Origin of the sequence: Parabacteroides sp. PF5-6 (assembly GCF_029504695.1) — a bacterium.
Taxonomy (GTDB): Bacteria; Bacteroidota; Bacteroidia; order Bacteroidales; family Tannerellaceae; genus QVMG01.
Genome location: NZ_JAQFIN010000006.1, coordinates 62605 through 82461, shown reverse-complemented (window position 1 = coordinate 82461; position 19857 = coordinate 62605). Strand labels below are relative to the sequence as shown.

Here is a 19857-nt window from a genome sequence, read left to right as displayed (position 1 = left end):
TTGCCCCCTCAAAAAGAAGCAAATAAACTTAAAACAAAAGATAAATGGCATTACAATGCGGTATCGTAGGTCTTCCCAACGTGGGCAAATCTACCCTTTTCAATTGCTTGTCGAACGCGAAAGCACAATCGGCAAACTTCCCTTTCTGTACGATCGAACCCAATGTAGGGGTAATCACCGTTCCCGATGAACGGTTAAACAAACTGGCGGAACTGATCCACCCGCAACGGATCGTGCCTACCACGGTGGAGATTGTCGATATTGCCGGGCTCGTCAAAGGCGCCAGCAAAGGGGAAGGACTGGGCAATAAGTTCCTGGCCAATATCCGGGAGACGGATGCGATCCTGCACGTGTTGCGCTGCTTCGACGACGAGAATATCACCCATGTGGACGGCAGTGTAGACCCGGTGCGCGACAAAGAAATCATCGACGCCGAGTTGCAGATCAAAGACCTCGAGACGGTCGACGCCCGCATCACCAAGGTGCAGAAACAAGCACAGACCGGAGGCGACAAACAGGCGAAACTGGCGTACGATGTTCTGGTGAAGTTCAAAGAGGCCCTCGAACAAGGGAAAAGCGCCCGCACGGTGACTTTCGACACGAAAGACGAGCAAAAGATTGCACACGAACTGTTTCTGTTGACCAGCAAGCCGGTGATGTATGTCTGCAATGTCGACGAGGCCAGCGCTGTCAACGGCAATGCCTACGTAGAGGCCGTTCGCGAAGCCGTCAAAGAAGAGAATGCGGAGATCCTGATCGTTGCCGCCAAGATCGAGAGCGAGATTGCCGAGTTCGAGACCTACGAAGAACGCGAGATGTTCCTCGGAGAGATCGGTTTGCAGGAATCGGGCGTCAGCCGCCTGATCAAATCGGCTTACCGCCTCCTGAATCTGGAGACTTACCTGACCGCCGGGGTACAGGAAGTACGTGCCTGGACCTACCTGCGCGGCAGCAAAGCGCCCCAATGCGCCGGTGTGATCCATACTGACTTTGAGAAAGGATTTATCCGCGCCGAAGTGATCAAATACGACGATTTTATCCAATACGGCTCGGAAGCCGCCGTCAAAGAAGCCGGCAAGATGAGCGTCGAAGGCAAAGAATATGTCGTGCAGGATGGGGATATTATGCATTTTAGGTTTAATGTGTAAGGAGATTAAGGGGTTTAAGGGGGCTAAGGGGTTTAAGGACGACATTAATCCCCTTAGCCCTCAACCCTTAATCCCCTTAATCCCCTTAAACCCCTTAATTCCCTTAGCCCCCAATCCTTAATCCCCTTAAACCCCTTAGCCCCCTTAAACCCCTCACCTCCCCTTTTAGCTTTTATTAAGACAATAATCCCCTTCTTTCCCAGAAAAACCAAATACCTTAGCAGCCTATTATCTTATTAATACAATGCTTATTATGAAAACATCGTACTTATTTGCCCTGGTGGCTTTCCTTTTATTATCACTAAGTTGCAAACCCAAAACCAACGCTTCGGTGGAAGTAGCCGTGGCCGATTGGGCTGAAGTAGAGCAGGAAATCACCCTGTCGGACGAAGCCATTGTCGTGGATGAAGATACCACCATTCATGCCATGCCACCTTACACCGCCCATCAGAAAGATGCCCTCAATTACTTCCGGCAGAACAATCGCCTGAAAGATTGGGATCCCAAAAAGGCCAAACAGGTCATGGTCAAAGCCGTTATCGAGAAAGATGGAAGCCTCACCCGCCCCTACATCCATCGCTACCGGGAATTAGACTCCGCCACCAACGAATGGACTACAAAAGAAAACTGGCAGGAAGACGACTTCACCCGTGAAGCGCTCCGCCTGATACAGGAAGCAGACATCGAAGCCGGAAGAGACAAAGACGGCAATTTCGTGCGCTCCGAATGGATGAATGTGGTTTTCTTCCCACCGAAATAACCGCTACAGGGAAAAAGACTTCTTCGCTCCCACTCTGATCAGAATAGACCAGGGAAAGACCAATAATTATACCTCATATTGAGAAAAAAATCGTATGTTTGCGCCAACATAGAAATTAGATCTCTTTATGAAAAAGAACTGGATTACTTTATTACTCTTGTCCGGCTTACTTTTTACCGCGTGCCAGACAGACAAACGCGAGTCGTTATCCGATATGATCGACCGAGGACTCGGTGTGGCCATGGAACAAGCGCTATTGATGGCTGAAAAGCTTGAAAAAGAAGAAGGTAAACTACCGAAGACAATCAACAAAAAGGGCGAACTGGAAACCAGCAACTACGGCTGGTGGTGTAGCGGTTTCTTCCCCGGTGAACTCTGGTATCTCTACGAGAACAATCCGACTCCCCAGTTGAAGAAGTATGCGGAGATGTACACCGACCGGGTGGAACCGGCCAAGAACCTGACCAATACGCACGACCTGGGCTTTATGCTCTTCTGCAGTTTCGGTAATGGCTACCGCATCACGCAGAACCCGGATTACCTCGACGTGATGATTACCGGCGCACATTCCCTGGCGACCCGCTACAATTCAACCGTATGCGCCATCCGTTCCTGGGACTTCAACAAAAACGTCTGGCAGTTCCCGGTGATCATCGATAATATGATGAACCTGGAGTTCTTCAACTGGATCGCCGAAAAAACAGGAGACCAGCAGTTCAGCGAGATCTCCCATTCACACGCGCATAAAACCATCGCGCACCATTTCCGCGACGACTACAGCAGCTACCACGTGGTGTCGTACGATACGATCACAGGCGATCCGCATTGCAAACAGACACACCAGGGCTTCGCCGACGAATCGGCATGGGCGAGGGGACAGGCCTGGGCTTTGTATGGCTACAGCACGATGTATCGCCAGACCAAAGCGCCCGAATACCTCGAACAGGCCAAAGGTATTGCCGCTTTTATCATGAACCATCCGCGACTGCCGGAGGATAAGGTGCCTTACTGGGACTTCGACGCGCCCGATATCCCGAACGTGCCCCGCGATGCTTCCGCGGCAGCGATTATGGCTTCTGCTTTTATCGACCTGAGCGAACTGGTAGGAGGGGAGGCAGGCAAGCCTTACCTGGAGCTGGCCACTGAGATGCTGCGCACTTTATCGTCGCCCGAATACCTGGCCGAAGTAGGGTCTAACCAGTATTTCACGTTGATGCACAGTACGGGCAACCTGCCGGGCAATAGCGAAGTGGACGTGCCGTTGAGCTACGCCGATTATTATTATGTTGAAGCATTATTGCGTTTGAAGAAACTCATTTAATTTCAAGGTATGAACAATACAATCTTTTCTTTCTTTGCCGTTCTTCTAATGGCAACCGCCCCTTTGGCGGCACAGCAGAACCCACCGACGGGTGAGCAGGACCGGGCTTTCTGGGTAGAGACCCTGGTGAAGATCGCCGATCCGGTGTACACAAACCTCAGCCAGCATACGCTGAAGAAGAATATGCCTTTCGAATCCCTTTCCAACGATCCGTTGCGCAAAGAGGTATCTTATCTCGAAGCGGTCGGCCGACTGACCTGCGGCATCGCGCCCTGGCTCGAACTGGGGCCCGACAATACAGCCGAAGGACAAGTACGGAAGAAATACATCGACCTGGCCGTCAAAGGATTGACGAATGCCGTCGATCCGCAATCACCCGATTACCTGACGTTTGGCAACCGGCATACGCAACCGCTGGTCGACGCCGCTTTCCTGGCCGAAGGGCTCCTGCGCGCGCCCAAACAACTCTGGGGAAACCTCAGCCCGGAAGCCCAAAAGAATATGGTGACCGAACTGAAGAGAAGCCGAAGCATCAAACCGTACGAAAGCAATTGGCTGTTGTTCGCTTCCACCGTGGAAGCGGCGCTGTTGGAATTCACTGGCGAATGTGATATGGAACGCCTGACCTACGGGGTGAAACGTTTCCGCGACGACTGGTACAAAGGCGACGGCTGGTATGGCGATGGGGCACCGTTCCACATGGATTATTACAACAGCTTTGTGATCCATCCGATGCTCACCGATGTATTGGTGACCATGAAGAAACATAATATCGAAGGCGCCGACTTTCTGGACGTGCAACTCAAACGGCTTGCCCGTTTCGCCCAGCAGCAAGAGCGTTTCATCTCGCCGGAAGGCAGTTTCCCGGTGGTAGGTCGCTCGATTGTCTACCGCTTTGGCGCTTTCCATGCCCTGGCACAGGCCTCATTGATGGATATCCTGCCGAAGAAGGTAGCTCCTGAGCAGGTACGCTGCGCGATGACCGCTGTGATCCGCCGGCAGATGCAATCGCCGAAGAACTTCGATCGTGAAGGATGGTTAAAAGTAGGCTTTGCCGGTGAGCAAATCCACATGTCTGAATCGTATATTAATACCGGAAGCGTCTATCTCTGCTCGATGGGCATGCTGGCATTGGGCTTACCGCCCAGCCATACGTTCTGGGCAGGGCCGTATACCGAATGGACGAACCTGAAGGCTTGGAATGGCATTGATGTAGGGGCGGATAGTGCGCTTAAGGATTAAGGAGCTTAAGGGGTCCAAGGGGTTTAAGGGATCAAAGAGACCTCCCCTTAAACCCCTTATCCCCCTTAAACCCCTTTCAAAAGAATAAAAACTTAAAATAATAAGCAATATGAAAACAAATTATGAGTTAAGGTACGCCGCCCACCCGGCGGATGCCAAGAATTACGACACCACCCGCCTGCGCAAAGACTTCCTGATCGAGAAGGTATTTGCCGCGGATGAAGTGAACATGGTCTATTCCATGTACGACCGTATGATTGTCGGAGGCGCCATGCCGAAGACAGAGAAACTGCACCTGGAAGCGATCGATCCGCTGAAACAGGCGTTCTTCCTGCATGCCCGTGAGATGGGCATCTACAATGTAGGTGGCCCCGGTATCGTTCACGTCGGAGACGAAAGCTTCGAACTGAACTACAAAGAAGCCCTCTACCTGGGAAGCGGCGACCGCGAAGTCTATTTCGAAAGCAAAGACGCTGCCAAACCCGCGCTCTTCTATTTCAATTCACTGACAGCCCACCGCAACTACCCGGACAAGAAAGTAACGAAGGCGGATGCCGTCGTAGCCGAAATGGGTAGCCTGGAAAGCTCCAACCACCGGAACATCAACAAAATGCTGGTCAACCAGGTATTGCCCACCTGCCAACTGCAAATGGGGATGACCGAACTGGCGCCGGGCAGCGTATGGAACACCATGCCCCCGCACGTGCACAGCCGCCGTATGGAAGCGTATTTCTATTTCGAAGTGCCGGAAGAGCAGTCCGTATGCCATTTTATGGGCGAGATCGACGAGACGCGTCATATCTGGATGCAGAACAACCAGGCGGTATTATCGCCCGAATGGTCGATCCACTCCGCCGCCGCCACCTCCAACTACACCTTTATCTGGGGCATGGGAGGGGAGAACCTCGATTACGGCGATCAGGACTTTTCAAAGATTACAGACATTAAATAATTAATAGTAGTTAGAAGTTAGTAGTTGGTAGTTAGTAGGCGCATGCGATACTTTCTACTAACTACTAACTACCAACTACCAACTACTAAACATTATGATTAACTTTTCATTAGAAGGAAAAATAGCCATGGTTACCGGAGCGAGCTACGGTATCGGCTTTGCGATGGCTTCCGCACTGGCAGAGGCAGGCGCAACGATTGTGTTCAACGACATCAATCAGGACCTGGTAGACAAAGGTCTTGCAGCTTATAAAGAAAAAGGCATCACGGCACATGGTTACGTTTGCGACGTGACCAACGAGGAACAGGTCTACGCCACTATCGCCCAGATTGAGAAAGAAGTCGGCGTCGTCGATATCCTGTTCAATAACGCGGGCATCATCAAGCGCATCCCGATGATCGAGATGTCGGCAAAGGATTTCCGCCAGGTGATCGATATCGACCTGAACGGCCCCTTTATCATGGCTAAGGCAGTGATCCCCGGCATGATCAAGAAAGGACATGGTAAGATTATCAATATCTGCTCGATGATGAGCGAACTGGGACGCGAGACCGTTTCCGCTTACGCTGCCGCCAAGGGTGGATTGAAGATGCTGACCCGCAATATCGCATCGGAATACGGCGAATACAATATCCAGTGTAACGGCATCGGCCCGGGTTATATCGCCACGCCGCAGACCGCGCCCCTGCGCGAGAAGCAGGCGGACGGCAGTCCCCATCCGTTCGACTCGTTTATCATCGCCAAAACACCGGCTGCCCGTTGGGGAACCGCGGAAGACCTGGCCGGACCGGCCGTTTTCCTGGCTTCTGAGGCCTCCAACTTCGTCAACGGACACATTCTCTATGTCGACGGCGGTATCCTTGCTTATATCGGCAAGCAGCCGTAAATAGGGGAAAGTGCTGAAAGCACGATAGACTTCAGCCCAGGGTCAGAACCTTGAAAAGGTTCGCCACCCTGGGTTATAGATAATAGGAAAACGGAGTTCTGAAAGAACGACAGAAGAGAAGCTGTAAGCCAGTTGATTACCCTGTCGTTCTTTCAGAACTCCGTTGTTTATGTTCGAGGATTAAATGAATTTGCATACCGAGTCTATGTTGACTATATTTGCTACCGTAAACCACTAATATCCGATATCATGAGACGTCTTCTCTTTTCTTTCTTTTGCCTATTTATCACGCTGTCGATAAGTCATGCCCAATCCAACCAAGTGACCAGCATACTTGAGATACTGGACGTAACGACCGGGCAGCGAACCGTCGTCAACGAATTTCCTTTCCGCATCGAAGCGCCCAACTGGACACCCGACGGGCAATGGCTGGTGTATAATAGCAGTGGCAAGCTCTACAAACTCTCGCCCGAAGGGACAAGCGCCCCGGAAGAGATCACCACCGGCTTTGCTACCCGTTGCAATAACGATCATATCCTCTCGACCGACGGCCGGCAGATCGCCATCAGCCACAACACCCGGGAAGACGGCCAGTCGCGTATCTATACCCTCCCGTTTGAAGGCGGCACGCCGACACTGATCACGCCCCTCGCGCCGTCTTACCTGCACGGCTGGAGCCCGGACAAGAAATACCTGGCCTATTGCGCCGACCGCAAAGGCAACTATGATATCTACCTTATTCCTGCCGAAGGAGGGGAGGAAATCCGCCTGACCACCGCCGAAGGGCTTGACGACGGACCGGAATATTCACCCTGTGGCCGGTACATCTGGTTTAACTCCGTCCGTTCCGGCCGGATGCAGGTCTGGCGTATGCGTGCCGACGGTAGCGAACAGACGCAAATGACCTTCGACGAAACGCGCAACGCCTGGTTTCCACATATCTCGCCCGACGGAAAATCCATTGTGTATATCGCCTACCGGAAGGACGATGTCGCCCCGGGTGACCATCCGGCCAATAAAGATGTAGAGTTATTATTTATGCCGGCGGTAGGAGGGGAGCCGCGCGTGCTTGCCACCCTCTTCGGTGGGCAGGGAACGATCAATGTCAACTCCTGGGCGCCCGACAGCCGACGCTTTGCTTTTGTCTCTTACCGCATCGATTAAAAAAATCATTCTATTTTGTCACAACATCCATACACCTACCGTCTACTTATTGAAAACCCGCTGGAAGTGCACAGCAGCAAAGGTTGAAACAGAGTAGTAAACAATAAATACATCATGAACATGAAGAAATACATTGCCGTACTGGCGCTCCTGATCGTTTGTCAAGCGGGATACAGCCAGAAGAATGTAGAACAGCTCTTCAAAGAGTTTGCCAAAATAGAAAATACGGAAAGCGTGAAGTTAGGGAAATTCTTTATGAGCTTCGCCGGCCTGTTCACCGACACGATGGGTGTGGATGGCATCGAGGTTTATTCCTTCGACGACTGCCCCGGTGAGGTGAAAGAACGCCTGACCAAGGCTATACGCAACCTGAAAGACGCCAAATACGAGACGATGGTCACCTCCAACGAGAACAACAGCCGGACAAAAGTATTGGTACGCATCGAAGACGAGATGATCCGTGAACTCATCGTGCTGACTTCAGGCGACTCCAATGCCCTGGTCCGCATCAAAGGCAAGATCAAGCCGTCCGATATCGAGCAGGTAGTTGAAAAACATGGGAAAGGTGAATGCTAACAGCTTCAAAGAGCAGTTTCTTCCCCTTCATCCCAAACTCTACCGGGTGGCCTACGCATTGGTCGAAAACAAAGCCGATGCGGAAGATATCCTTCAGGAGGCCTACTGCAAGCTCTGGAACAAAAGGGAAGAGCTGACGGAGATTCAGAATCCGGAAGCTTTCTCAGTCACCCTCATCAAAAATCTTTGCCTCGATTTCCTCCGCTCGCCCCGGGCCAACCGCCACGAAGAACAGATCGAAAACGTGCAACTGGCCTACGAATCGAGCCCCGACCGGGAGATAGAAAAGGCAAACGAACTGGAAACCATCAAAGAACTGATCGAACAACTGCCCGAAAACCAGAAACGCGTCTTAAAACTACGGGGATTCAACGACTGTTCGATGGAAGAGATTGAAGAGATTACCGGACTGACGGCGGTCAATATACGCACATTGCTCTCACGGGCAAGGAAAGTGATACGCGAACAATACACAAAAATAACCATATATGAACGATAAACACATAGATGAACTGATCGACCGGGCGCTGCGCGAAGAGCAGGAGTTGCCGCAAGGATTATCCGACAGGCTCGAGCAATACATCGACCAGCTGGCCGCAGAAGATCACCAAAAACAGGCCAAGCGAGTCAAGATGCGTACGCTCTACTGGATGACCGGAGTCGCTGCCTCCCTATTGCTGGGTATCGCCTTGTTCTTCCCCACCGAAAGCTTCAATCCGCGGCCTACCACCGCCGATACATTCAAGAGTCCGGAAGAGGCAGCCGCCGCAGCCCAAGAGGCGCTCGCGTTCCTCTCGCTCCAGCTCAACAAAGGGCTCGACCAGGTATCCGATGCCAAAGGCGAAGTGGAGAAAGTCAATGAGATTGTAAACAAACAAATTAAAGAAGTAGACACACCATAATACAACAACAATATGAAAGCAAAATATTTTATCCTAAGCATCCTGTTATTTGCCCTGGCACAGCTGGGAGCGGCACAGAATAGCAAAGCATTATTCGATAAATACACCGATATGGACGACGTCACGTCGGTCTATGTCTCCAAAGCCATGTTCAAAATGATGCCGGCTTTCGAGACGGCAGGACTAAGCCTGGTCAATATGGCCGGAAAGATCGAGTCGCTGCAGGTGATCTCGACCGAACGCAAAGACCTGGCGCCAAAGATGCGCGAAGACTTCAGTAAACTGATCGGCAAAGGCCATGAAGAACTGATGCGGGTGCGCGACGGCAAAACAAAAGCCACCTTCTACGCCGATATGAAAGGCGACCTGGTCAAAGACCTGATCATGCTCGCCGACACCGAAGACGGCTTCACCATCATCCAACTCCTGGGCAACTTCACACTCAAAGATATTCAGGAGATCACGAAAGAGATGGAATAGAGGCCCCTCCAACCTCCCCCAAAGGGAGGCTTTTGGTTCCGCAATTAAAAAACTGATCATTAAACCGAAAAAAGGCCTTCTCTTAGCCTCCCCTTCTGGGGGAGGTTGGAGGGGGCCGATTCTATTTTCCCGTTATAATCCGCTTTATCTCACTTAGCTTATTCAGGGCTTCGAGCGGAGTGAGGTTGTTGACATCGAGGTTTTTGATTTCATCGCGTACCTGGCTGAGGATTGGGTCGTCGAGCTGGAAGAAGTTCAGTTGGAAACCTTCGCCGCCGGAAGCGATCTCTTTCATCGGTTTGCCGATACCATCCTGGCGGTTTTCCGCCTCCAGTTGTTTCAGGATATCATTCGAACGCTTGACAATGCTCTTCGGCATGCCCGCCATACGGGCCACATGAATACCAAAGCTATGCGCGCTGCCGCCCCGCTCCAATTTACGCAGGAAGATCACTTTATTGCCGACCTCTTTCACCGTCACATTGTAATTCTTGATCCGCTTGAACGAGCGTTCCATCTCGTTCAGTTCATGGTAGTGCGTGGCGAATAGCGTTTTGGCGCGGGCATTCGGGTGCTCATGGATATGTTCGACGATCGCCCAGGCAATGGAGATCCCGTCGTACGTACTCGTTCCCCGGCCCAGCTCATCAAACAAGACCAGGCTGCGCGGAGAGAGGTTATTCAGGATGTCCGAGGCTTCGTTCATCTCGACCATAAAGGTAGACTCGCCCAACGAGATATTGTCGGATGCCCCCACCCGGGTGAAGATCTTATCCACAATCCCGATGCGGGCACTCTCAGCCGGCACAAAACAACCGATCTGCGCCATCAGCGTGATCAAGGCCGTCTGCCGCAACAGGGCCGATTTACCCGCCATATTGGGCCCGGTGATGATGATGATCTGCTGCTTCTCGCTGTCCATATAGACATCGTTGGCAATATAAGGTTCGCCCAAAGGCAATTGTTTCTCGATCACCGGATGACGACCCGCCTTGATGTTTAACACATCCGACTCATCGACTACCGGACGGATATATTTATTCATCTGTGCCGCCTTGGCAAAAGACAAGAGGCAATCCAGGCGGCCCACCAACGACGCGTTCATCTGAATCGGAGGGATAAACTCCGCCAGATTCAATATCAATTCATTGAAAAGCCTGGTCTCCAGCGATAAGATCTTCTCTTCGGCACCCAGGATCTTTTCTTCGTATTCTTTCAGTTCCTCCGTGATATAGCGTTCCGCGTTGACCAGGGTCTGTTTGCGGATCCATTCGGGTGGCACCTTGTCTTTATGCGTATTGCGCACCTCGATATAGTAGCCAAACACATTGTTAAAGGCGATTTTAAGGCTCGGGATGCCCGTGCGTTCGCTTTCCCGTTGCTGCACCTTCAACAGATAATCTTTGCCCGAATAAGCGATCGAACGCAGTTCATCGAGCTCTTCACTGACGCCCCGGGCTATGATTCCCCCTTTGTTGATCAATGCCGGCGGATCATTATTGATCTCCCTTTCGATACGCATACGAATGGTTTCGCAGGGATTTAATTCTTCCCCGATACGCATCAGGCTCGGCTCTTCACTTTCGAGACAAGCCTTTTTGACCGGCTCCAACGCGCGCAGGGCCACTTTCAGCTGCACCACCTCGCGGGGAGAAACACGACCGACCGCCACCTTGGAAATGATACGCTCCAGGTCGCCGATCTGTTCCAACTGCACTTCCAACAGTTCTTTCATCTCCGGATGGCGGAAGAAATGATCGACCACATCCTGCCGCTCCTGAATCCGTTTGATCTCTTTCAACGGGAACAAGACCCAACGGCGCAGCATGCGGGAACCCATCGGAGAGACCGTTTTATCGATCACATCCAACAGGCTGGTGCCCTCTTCATTCATCGAGCCGACCAGTTCGAGGCTGCGCACCGTAAACTTATCCAGGCGCACGTAGCGGTCTTCTTCGATACGCGACAGGGCGGTGATATGCCCCACCTGCGTATGCTGCGTGATATCCAGGTAATGCAGGATCGCGCCGGCAGCCACAATGCCCTGTTTCAGGTGTTGCACCCCGAAGCCCTTCAGGTTTTTCGTTTCGAAATGTTTCAACAACCGGTCGTTTGCCGCTTCGGGCGTAAACACCCAGTCGTCCAGTTCGAAAAGGAAGAAACGCGCACCGAAAGCCTCTTCGAACGCTTTGCGGTTGTTGCGCTCGATCAATACTTCTTTGGGGAAAAAGTTGTTCAATAACTTATCAATGTAATCGATCGTACCTTCGGCGGTCAGGAATTCACCGGTCGAGATATCCAGAAAGGCGATGCCGCAACTGCTTTTGCCGAAATGGATCGCCGCCAGGAAATTATTTTCTTTGTGATTGAGGATATTGTCGTTGATCGAAACGCCGGGCGTCACCAGCTCGGTAATGCCACGCTTGACCAGCTTCTTGGTCATCTTCGGGTCTTCCAGTTGGTCGCAGATCGCCACCCGTTTGCCGGCCCGTACGAGTTTCGGCAGATACGTATCCAAGGCATGATGCGGGAAACCGGCCATCTCCACAAATTGTCCGGGGCCATTGGCTTTGCGGGTCTGTACAATGCCCACGATCTCAGCTCCAACGACTGCATCTTCGCCGTACATCTCGTAAAAGTCGCCCACACGAAACAACAGGATCGCATCCGGATGTTTAGCCTTTATATCAAAATATTGCCGCATCAAAGGCGTATCAAAGATCTGTTTTGTCACTGTTTACCCAATTAGATTTATCTGTCTTCGCTTTCTTGTGACAAAGATAGAAAAAAACAATCACCCCTCCGCATTTGCTCCAATAGTTAGTCGCGGGTAGTTAGTAGATAATTACGGATTTTTGTATAGTTTTGTCTGCAAAGAACAACAGATGAGTTATTCGTGGAACAGTAGAACCGAATTATTGCTGGGTAGCGAGCGGTTGGAGCACCTGGCGCACAGCCATGTATTGGTGGTTGGCCTGGGTGGAGTAGGGGCGTATGCTGCCGAACAGATCTGCCGCGCCGGCATAGGGAAGATGACGATTATCGATGCGGATACGGTGCAGGAAAGCAACCTCAACCGGCAGTTGCCGGCCTTGCATTCGACCTTGGGGCAGGTCAAGGCCGAGATTGTCGGGAAGCGCCTGTTGGATATCAACCCGCGCCTGAAGCTCACGGTCCTACATGAGTTCCTGCGCGACGAGCGTACGCACGAAGTACTGGCGGAAGGGCGGTTCGATTTCATTGTCGACGCCATCGATTCCTTGAGTCCCAAGGTGTTTCTGTTGGCAGAAGCCATCTCCCTGGGTATTCCGGTCGTTTCGTCCATGGGCGCCGGAGCGAAGGTAGATCCTTCGCAGGTGAAGCTCGAGGATATCTCCAAGTCGTACAATTGCGCGCTGGCGAAGATGGTGCGCAAGCGATTGCATAAACTGGGCATCCGCAAAGGCATTCCGGTGGTTTACTCCACAGAGAAAGCGGATATGGACGCGATTATCGAGGTCGACGACGAAGCATGCAAAAAAACCACGGCAGGCACCGTATCGTATATGCCGGCCCTCTTCGGTTGCTTCCTGGCTTCACATGTCATACGAAATATTGAAACAAAGTGATCAGAACAAAAGACATTACAAAGAGTTTCGGCTCGCTGCAGGTGCTTAAAGGCATAGACCTGTCGATCGAAAAGAGCGAAGTGGTCGCCATTGTCGGACCCAGCGGCGCCGGCAAAACCACCCTGTTGCAGATCATCGGCACCCTGGACGCACCCGATGCCGGCGAATTATACATCAACGACACCCGGATACACGGCATGAACGATAAGGAGTTGTCGGCCTTTCGCAATCAGAATATCGGCTTTGTCTTTCAGTTTCATCAGCTTTTGCCCGAGTTCACCGCCCTGGAGAATGTGATGATCCCCGCCCTGATCGCCCGTGAGAAGCCGGCCCAGGCGGAGAAGCGTGCCAAAGAGCTGTTCGACTTTATGGGGCTGACCGACCGGATGACTCACAAACCGGCGGAGCTTTCGGGCGGCGAGAAACAACGCGTAGCCGTAGCCCGCGCCCTGATGAACAATCCCGCTGTGATCCTGGCCGACGAACCTTCGGGAAGCCTCGACACCAAGAATAAAGAAGAACTGCACGCCCTCTTCTTCCAGTTGAGGGATCAGATGAAGCAGACGTTCGTATTGGTCACCCACGACGAGCGGCTGGCGGCCAATGCCGACCGCATCATACATATCAGAGACGGAATAATCACCCCGGAATAAATTTAAACAGGAGGAACAGTTATGACAGAAAACAAGAGAGTCACTTTTGGAAGTAAATTAGGCGTTTTGATGGCCACCGTCGGTAGTGCTGTCGGACTGGGTAATATCTGGCGTTTTCCTTATATGCTCGGCGAGAACGGAGGCGCGGCTTTCCTGTTGATCTACCTCATCTGTATCCTGATCCTCGGCTTGCCCGTGATGATCACCGAGTTTTTTATCGGGCGGCACACCCATAAGAACGCCGCCGGAGCGTTCAAAGCCATGGCGCCGGGCACCCGGTGGAGCCTGATCGGTTACAATGGCGTATTGGCGGCTTTCCTGATCCTCGGTTTCTATTCCGTGATCGCCGGCTGGACCTTAGAATATATCCTGCAATCGGTCACTTCGCCGATGGCCAATAAATCCGTTGAAGTGTTCGCCTCCGAATTCTCGGCCTTCTCTTCCGGCCTGATCCGCCCGATCGCCTGGACGATTGCTTTTATCACCATCACCCATATCATCATCGTTTCGGGGGTAAAAAACGGCATTGAAAGGGCTTCGAAAATCATGATGCCCATCCTTTTCCTGATTCTTTTTATCCTGTGCATCCGTTCCGTCACATTGCCGAATGCGGATAAAGGACTGGCGTTTCTGTTCCAACCGGACTTCAGCAAGATCACCTCTTCGGTCACATTAAGTGCTATGGGACAAGCCTTCTTCTCGTTGAGTATCGGTATGGGATGCCTGATCACCTATTCGTCGTATTTCAATAAAAAGACCAACCTGCAGACCACCGCCTTGCAGGTGACCCTGCTCGATACGTTGGTTGCCCTGCTGGCGGGTATTATGATCTTCCCGGCGGTGTTTAGCTTCGGCATCGCACCCACGGCGGGACCCGAACTGGTGTTTATCACCCTGCCCAATGTGTTTGCCCAACTGCCGATGGCCAATGTCTGGTCGTTTATCTTTTTCATCCTGTTGGGCTTGGCGGCACTCACCTCCACAATCTCCCTGCATGAGGTAGCAACCGCCTATGTACATGAAGAGTTTCAATTCTCCCGCGCCAAAGCTGCCCTGTTGGTTTCCACGGGCGTTTTGATCTTGGGCGTGATCAGCTCCCTATCGTTCGGCATATTCAAAGGATACACCCTCTTCGGCCTGACCTTCTTCGATCTCCTGGATTACGTGACGGCCAAGATCATGTTACCCCTGGGCGGCATGATGATCTGCATCTTCGTCGGTATGCGCGTCGACAAAAAGATCCTGAAAGCCGAACTGACCAACGAAGGAACCGTGCCTTTTTATTTCTTCAATACCTATTCTTTCTTTATGAAGTATATCGCCCCGGTATTGATCGGCATCGTCTTCCTGAACGAACTGGGAGTGATCAAGGGCATTCAGCGGTTTTTCTAAGCCTTTGTTATCAAAGCCTCCAGTATTGCGCCGAAGAAAAAGCAATGGAGATCTTGCGTATTTGGTTGATTTTGTTATCTTTGCAGAAGATAGGATGCACCTCAGCATAGTCAAGCAAGCTTGCCTCTGCGTTCGGCTTTCACTATCTTTGTAAAGAATTAAATCGTTTTCATTATGTCAACTAGAACAGTCTCTCCCCCAGAAAAGAAACGACTTCCCGAAATAGATATTAGTGCGGAAGAATTGGACGCTATAATTCTAAAAGCGGACGAAGGACCTTTCTATTCTCTCGAAGAAGGCTGGGAATTAATGCTGCGATGGAGAGAAGAAAGGCATTAAGAATATCAAATCTAAAAGAAATATAAACCCCTAAACTATGAAATGGCGTGACTTTTTTTATTTTTCCAAAGGGGAGCGGAGGGCGTTGATTGTTCTGGCTTCCTTGATTGCGGTGGCGTGGCTGATTTTGGTGTTGACCGGGGAACATTCCCGCCTGACGGGAAGGCAAACGAATGCCGGGCAAATTCTTTATCCCGTATGTATTTATCCTTTGAACACTGCCACACAAACGGCGGAAGCCGAACTGCCGGAGATGCCTGTGTTGCCGGAAAAAGAGTCGGCAAAAGAAAGAATCACGCCTGAACGGAAGCCGTTCTACGACAAAGCTCCCGCCCGCATAGAGAAGTACCCCAAAGGCACATTGGTCGAACTCAATACCGCCGATACCCTGATCCTGAAAAAGGTGCCCGGCATCGGCAGCGCTTTCTCCAACCGTATCGTGAAATACCGGAACCTGTTGGGCGGATTCCATTCGGTCGACCAGCTCAGTGAGGTCTACGGGATCGATGAAGAAAGATTTCACGCACTGAAAGAATGGTTTTGTGTCAATCCGGCACTGATCCGGAAGAAACAAATCAACCGGCTGCCGGCCGATTCCTTGTCGCGCCACCCCTATATCAGCTATCGCCAGGCTAAAGTAATCAAGCAGTTATGCAAGCAAAAAGGGAAGCTCACCGGGTGGGAGAACCTCATCCTCCTGGAGGAATTTACCGAAGCCGACCGCATACGGATCGAACCCTATGTCGGTTTTGAATAACCATTTCTATTCTCCGTTTGTTTTTGTAACAGGTTTGTAACACGGGCGCAACCTGCCTGAAATATATATTTCAGACCTTTGCCTCAAATTAGATTATATCAGTATGGAAACATTCTATTTATTCTTAGTCATCTTTATCTTTATCCTGGCGATCTTCGACCTGAATGTCGGGGTGAGTAATGATGCTTCCAATTTTCTGAATTCGGCAATCGGCTCCAAAGCGGCCTCTTTCCGCACCTCCATGATCGTGGCAGCGATAGGTATCTTTGTCGGTGCCGCCCTTTCGAACGGCATGATGGACGTGGCGCGGCACGGGGTATTCCAACCGCAGTACTTCTATTTCAATGAGATTATGTTTATCCTGTTGGCGGTTATGCTGACGGATGTGGTTTTATTGGATGTCTTCAATTCCCTGGGTATGCCGACCTCCACGACCGTCTCCCTGGTGTTCGAACTCTTGGGTGCTACGGTGGCTATCGCCCTGATGAAGGTGGCTCATTCCTCCGGAGAGCTTGAATTCATTAACCTGATCAATACGGATAAAGCGTTCACGATGATCCTGGCGATCTTCCTCTCGGTAGCGATTGCCTTTATCTTCGGGGCAGTTGTGCAATACTTCTCCCGTTTGATCTTCACCTTCAACTACCGCAAGCCGTTGAAATACTTCGGCGGCCTGTTCGGCGGCATAGCTACCACTTCGATCATCTATTTTATGCTGATCAAAGGCTTGAAAGGCAGTTCGTTTATGACACCGGAGATCAAAGCCTATATTGATGCCTATACCGGCCTCTTCCTGTTGGGCAGCTTTGTGTTCTTTACTGTCCTGATGCAGGTTCTGACCTGGCTGAAAGTGAATGTCCTGAAAATAGTTGTTCTCTTGGGTACCTTCGCCCTGGCGCTTGCCTTCGCGGGTAACGACCTGGTGAACTTCCTGGGTGTGCCGCTGGTAGGCTATTCTTCGTATATGGACCTGATGGCGCAGGGTGGAACCACCACGCCCGAAACCTTCCTGATGACTTCCCTCTTGGAATCGGCAAAGACACCCTGGTATTTCCTGATCGGTGCCGGTGCGATTATGGTCATCTCGTTGTTTACTTCCAAGAAAGCGCAGAATGTGATCAAGACCTCGGTCGATCTGGCCAGCCAGGCACAAGGAAATGATAATTTCGGAACCTCACCGGTGGCCCGCGTATTGGTGCGCAAAGCGAGTAATATATCCTCTTCTTTGTTGAGTGTGGTGCCGGTGACAACCAAGAACTGGATCGACAGCCGCTTCAATCATACGGAAATCATATTGGAGAACAAAGCCAGCTTCGACCTGGTGCGGGCGGCGGTCAATGTGGTGTTGTCCGGTCTGCTTATTGCCATTGGTACCTCCCTGAAACTGCCGTTATCGACCACCTATGTTGCTTTTATGGTGGCGATGGGTACGTCGCTGGCCGACCGGGCCTGGGGACGTGAAAGCGCGGTGTATCGCATCACCGGGGTATTGTCGGTGATCGGGGGCTGGTTTATCACTGCCGGCGCTGCCTTTAGCATTGCGTTTATCGTGGCGCTCCTGATCTACTGGGGAGGTATTCCCGCGATGGCCGCGATGGTCGCCCTTGCCGCCTATTCATTGATACGCAGCCAGATGGCCTACCGCAAAAAGATGAAAAAAGAAGCCTTGAAAGCGGAGGTGAACGAAACGGTAGCCCAACTGAGCCAGACCACCAACTCACGCGAAGCGCTCGCCCTCTTCCGCAAGCATAGCCGGGAAGAAAATCAGGCGTTGCTTACCTTCGCCGCGGAAAACCTGGACAAAGCGGTGAATGATGTGATCGACTGGAACCTGAAAGACCTGCGCCAGGTATGGAACGACTTGCAGGAGAAAAAGATCCACCTCAAGCAGATCAAACGGGTCGGCACACTGGGCGTGACACAGATTGAAAATGATATCGCCGTCGACAAAGGTTTGTATTACTACCAGGGCAACGACTTTGCCAGTGAGGTGATCTACAGTATCCTGCGTCTGTCGGAACCCGCCAAAGAGCATATCGACAATAACTTCAACCCCCTGAGCGAAGAAGAAGTTCACGACCTGAAGAAATTCATGCCGCAGATCACTGCCTTCCTGCACAACTGCGCGGGCATGATCCGGGAGCGGGAATACTTCAATCTGCCGAATCTCGTTTCCGAATCGGGCATGTTGAATAACAAACTGATCCAATACAAAAAAGGCGAACTCAAACGCATTCAGATGGATAACGGAGCCAGCAGCACCAAGACCAGCCTGTTGTATCTGACCATCCTGCACGAGATGCAAAACGTATTGATGTTTACGACCAACCTGATCAAGGTCAGCCGTAAATTCCAGATGGAATAGCTCTTTTCACACGCTTTGGAAAGGATATCCAAGACATAATTGTATCTTTGTAAGAACCGGGGAAGCAGCATTTCCGGTTCTTATTGCATCAGTATAGTATGAACTTCAAGACATTATGATTATGCAAAGAATAATTTTACACGTATTTTTATCCGTATTCTTCTTTTCGGTTTCTTCTTTTCAGGCGATGGCGCAAGAAACAACGATATCAACTCCCGGGCCTCAAACAATTACAGGCGTACACACTTCCATCACCTTTGCCGAAGGGGCGGGAGGCACCTATACCTTTAATGAGGTAGAAACAGACGTACTAACTGTCGATGCCGGCGTGGATATCCTTATCGAACTGACCGGTGGAAACGGCAAGAACACCATCGGTAAGATCACCAATAACGGAACAGTTTTTCTGAAAGGCAATACCTTCCTGCCGGAACTCGACGACCAGCATGTTACCAATAATGCCTTCCTGACCGATTCGACCGCCTCGATCAAGGTAGTCAATGGTGTTGCCCCGGTTATATCCGGCCTGATCGAAGGCAGTGAAGTACATAACGACTCGGTAGCTACCTTTGCCCATGTATTGGTGGTCGGCCAGCAGCAGCTCGATCCCAATATTATTCAACCGATTGAACTTCCTGAAACGCTGACCTTGATCTGCCAACGGAAAAACATACTTTGGTGGTACGACATCGACACCCTCTATATCCCGGTGATGAATCGCATTGTTTCTGTCGAACATGAGGTGAAACGTGCCGGCCAATACCGCTACCGTACCATCGCGGAATATGAGAATGCAAGAACTGAAATCATCTCCAACACCGCAGAAGTCAAGATGTCGTACGATGTGACCCTGCCCGAGGTGGAAGGCGTCACGACCGATCCGGAAGCCGGCACCCATATCGTGCCCGATGGCGGAAACTTTAAGTTCTACCTCTCCCTCGATCCGAAATACTCGCTGTCGGAACCCTTTGTCACCACCAGCAAAAGCGACACGCTCGAGGTGGACTGGAATGGTTACTACACCCTCGAAGCAGTTACCGACTCGGTGACCATCTTTATCGACGGGATCGCATTGGATAATCCTTCTTCCAACACAGGAATCGCGACGGATGATCTTATCATCCACGGTGGACAAGGCCAGATCGAGATCTACACCCCAGAAGCTACCCGACTGAAGATCCTGACTTTCGACGGCATCACCCGTAGAAACATCCGCCTCACCGCCGGCAACCACCGGATCGCCCTGCCGGCCGGCATCTATCTCTTGCAGACCGACCGGAAAACGGTAAAGGTTGTTGTTAAATAACCTTTA

At 51.4% G+C, this 19857-nt stretch carries 18 protein-coding genes; 17 read left to right on the top strand and 1 reads right to left on the bottom strand.

Translation table 11 applies throughout. The annotated features are described in order from the left end of the window. Positions 1 to 44 precede the first annotated feature (44 nt). The 11 genes from ychF (at position 45) to M2133_RS09255 (ending at position 9431) form a co-directional block, all read left to right on the top strand. Positions 45 to 1148 (top strand): redox-regulated ATPase YchF, encoded by a 1104-nt coding sequence (gene ychF / locus M2133_RS09305; protein ID WP_277465841.1) that lies wholly within the window; start codon positions 45 to 47, stop codon positions 1146 to 1148. Positions 1149 to 1401: 253 nt separating this feature from the next. Continuing rightward, positions 1402 to 1908: a hypothetical protein gene (locus tag M2133_RS09300; RefSeq protein WP_277465840.1), complete on the top strand. Its 507-nt coding sequence runs from the start codon at positions 1402 to 1404 to the stop codon at positions 1906 to 1908. Between the two features lie 127 nt (positions 1909 to 2035). Beyond that, entirely contained in the window at positions 2036 to 3229 is a 1194-nt protein-coding gene (locus tag M2133_RS09295; RefSeq protein WP_277465839.1) for a glycoside hydrolase family 88 protein, read from the top strand. Between the two features lie 48 nt (positions 3230 to 3277). Continuing rightward, positions 3278 to 4471: a DUF2264 domain-containing protein gene (locus tag M2133_RS09290; RefSeq protein WP_277465923.1), complete on the top strand. Its 1194-nt coding sequence runs from the start codon at positions 3278 to 3280 to the stop codon at positions 4469 to 4471. Between the two features lie 109 nt (positions 4472 to 4580). Beyond that, complete coding sequence (gene kduI, locus M2133_RS09285) at positions 4581 to 5423, top strand: 5-dehydro-4-deoxy-D-glucuronate isomerase (protein WP_277465838.1); 843 nt, start codon at positions 4581 to 4583, stop codon at positions 5421 to 5423. A gap of 94 nt (positions 5424 to 5517) precedes the next feature. Then, on the top strand, positions 5518 to 6309 hold the full coding sequence (locus M2133_RS09280) for a gluconate 5-dehydrogenase (protein WP_277465837.1): 792 nt from the start codon (positions 5518 to 5520) through the stop codon (positions 6307 to 6309). Positions 6310 to 6558: 249 nt separating this feature from the next. Then, positions 6559 to 7473, top strand: a complete 915-nt coding sequence (locus M2133_RS09275; protein ID WP_277465836.1) for a transporter — start codon at positions 6559 to 6561, stop codon at positions 7471 to 7473. 120 nt (positions 7474 to 7593) lie between these two features. Then, positions 7594 to 8049, top strand: coding sequence for a DUF4252 domain-containing protein (locus M2133_RS09270; RefSeq protein ID WP_277465834.1), 456 nt, complete (start codon positions 7594 to 7596; stop codon positions 8047 to 8049). Further along, positions 8039 to 8548 carry an RNA polymerase sigma factor gene (locus tag M2133_RS09265; protein WP_277465922.1) on the top strand — a complete coding sequence of 170 codons (510 nt, stop codon included), beginning with the start codon at positions 8039 to 8041 and terminating at the stop codon, positions 8546 to 8548. Before M2133_RS09270 ends, M2133_RS09265 begins: the two co-directional genes overlap by 11 nt. Further along, entirely contained in the window at positions 8538 to 8951 is a 414-nt protein-coding gene (locus M2133_RS09260) for a hypothetical protein (RefSeq protein WP_277465833.1), read from the top strand. Before M2133_RS09265 ends, M2133_RS09260 begins: the two co-directional genes overlap by 11 nt. Positions 8952 to 8963: 12 nt before the next feature. Further along, on the top strand, positions 8964 to 9431 hold the full coding sequence (locus M2133_RS09255) for a DUF4252 domain-containing protein (protein WP_277465832.1): 468 nt from the start codon (positions 8964 to 8966) through the stop codon (positions 9429 to 9431). A 121-nt stretch (positions 9432 to 9552) separates the two neighbouring features. On the opposite strand, the gene mutS is transcribed toward M2133_RS09255, so the two are convergent. Next, on the bottom strand, positions 9553 to 12135 hold the full coding sequence (gene mutS / locus M2133_RS09250; RefSeq protein ID WP_277465921.1) for a DNA mismatch repair protein MutS: 2583 nt from the start codon (positions 12133 to 12135) through the stop codon (positions 9553 to 9555). Positions 12136 to 12316: 181 nt separating this feature from the next. Between mutS and M2133_RS09245 the strand changes: the two genes are divergently transcribed. The 6 genes from M2133_RS09245 to M2133_RS09220 all read left to right on the top strand — a co-directional run bounded on the left by M2133_RS09245 (position 12317) and on the right by M2133_RS09220 (position 19851). Further along, complete coding sequence (locus M2133_RS09245) at positions 12317 to 13039, top strand: tRNA threonylcarbamoyladenosine dehydratase (protein ID WP_277465830.1); 723 nt, start codon at positions 12317 to 12319, stop codon at positions 13037 to 13039. After that, on the top strand, positions 13036 to 13692 hold the full coding sequence (locus M2133_RS09240; RefSeq protein WP_277465829.1) for an ABC transporter ATP-binding protein: 657 nt from the start codon (positions 13036 to 13038) through the stop codon (positions 13690 to 13692). Before M2133_RS09245 ends, M2133_RS09240 begins: the two co-directional genes overlap by 4 nt. 21 nt (positions 13693 to 13713) lie before the next feature. Further along, positions 13714 to 15084, top strand: a complete 1371-nt coding sequence (locus M2133_RS09235) for a sodium-dependent transporter (protein ID WP_277465828.1) — start codon at positions 13714 to 13716, stop codon at positions 15082 to 15084. Positions 15085 to 15460: 376 nt separating this feature from the next. Next, on the top strand, positions 15461 to 16180 hold the full coding sequence (locus M2133_RS09230) for a helix-hairpin-helix domain-containing protein (protein WP_277465827.1): 720 nt from the start codon (positions 15461 to 15463) through the stop codon (positions 16178 to 16180). 103 nt (positions 16181 to 16283) lie between these two features. Beyond that, the gene (locus M2133_RS09225; RefSeq protein WP_277465826.1) at positions 16284 to 18545 is read left to right on the top strand and encodes an inorganic phosphate transporter; all 2262 of its coding nucleotides are present in this window, start codon (positions 16284 to 16286) and stop codon (positions 18543 to 18545) included. Between the two features lie 121 nt (positions 18546 to 18666). Continuing rightward, positions 18667 to 19851 carry a DUF6383 domain-containing protein gene (locus tag M2133_RS09220; protein WP_277465825.1) on the top strand — a complete coding sequence of 395 codons (1185 nt, stop codon included), beginning with the start codon at positions 18667 to 18669 and terminating at the stop codon, positions 19849 to 19851. Positions 19852 to 19857: the final 6 nt, after the last annotated feature.

Bases quoted from the DNA above. Each gene is read 5' to 3' on its own strand.
- ychF (WP_277465841.1), top strand. From the start codon at position 45: ATGGCATTACAATGCGGTATCGTAGGTCTTCCCAACGTGGGCAAATCT.
- M2133_RS09300 (WP_277465840.1), top strand. From the start codon at position 1,402: ATGAAAACATCGTACTTATTTGCCCTGGTGGCTTTCCTTTTATTATCA.
- M2133_RS09295 (WP_277465839.1), top strand. From the start codon at position 2,036: ATGAAAAAGAACTGGATTACTTTATTACTCTTGTCCGGCTTACTTTTT.
- M2133_RS09290 (WP_277465923.1), top strand. From the start codon at position 3,278: ATGGCAACCGCCCCTTTGGCGGCACAGCAGAACCCACCGACGGGTGAG.
- kduI (WP_277465838.1), top strand. From the start codon at position 4,581: ATGAAAACAAATTATGAGTTAAGGTACGCCGCCCACCCGGCGGATGCC.
- M2133_RS09280 (WP_277465837.1), top strand. From the start codon at position 5,518: ATGATTAACTTTTCATTAGAAGGAAAAATAGCCATGGTTACCGGAGCG.
- M2133_RS09275 (WP_277465836.1), top strand. From the start codon at position 6,559: ATGAGACGTCTTCTCTTTTCTTTCTTTTGCCTATTTATCACGCTGTCG.
- M2133_RS09270 (WP_277465834.1), top strand. From the start codon at position 7,594: ATGAAGAAATACATTGCCGTACTGGCGCTCCTGATCGTTTGTCAAGCG.
- M2133_RS09260 (WP_277465833.1), top strand. From the start codon at position 8,538: ATGAACGATAAACACATAGATGAACTGATCGACCGGGCGCTGCGCGAA.
- M2133_RS09255 (WP_277465832.1), top strand. From the start codon at position 8,964: ATGAAAGCAAAATATTTTATCCTAAGCATCCTGTTATTTGCCCTGGCA.
- mutS (WP_277465921.1), bottom strand. From the start codon at position 12,135: ATGCGGCAATATTTTGATATAAAGGCTAAACATCCGGATGCGATCCTG.
- M2133_RS09245 (WP_277465830.1), top strand. From the start codon at position 12,317: ATGAGTTATTCGTGGAACAGTAGAACCGAATTATTGCTGGGTAGCGAG.
- M2133_RS09235 (WP_277465828.1), top strand. From the start codon at position 13,714: ATGACAGAAAACAAGAGAGTCACTTTTGGAAGTAAATTAGGCGTTTTG.
- M2133_RS09230 (WP_277465827.1), top strand. From the start codon at position 15,461: ATGAAATGGCGTGACTTTTTTTATTTTTCCAAAGGGGAGCGGAGGGCG.
- M2133_RS09225 (WP_277465826.1), top strand. From the start codon at position 16,284: ATGGAAACATTCTATTTATTCTTAGTCATCTTTATCTTTATCCTGGCG.
- M2133_RS09220 (WP_277465825.1), top strand. From the start codon at position 18,667: ATGCAAAGAATAATTTTACACGTATTTTTATCCGTATTCTTCTTTTCG.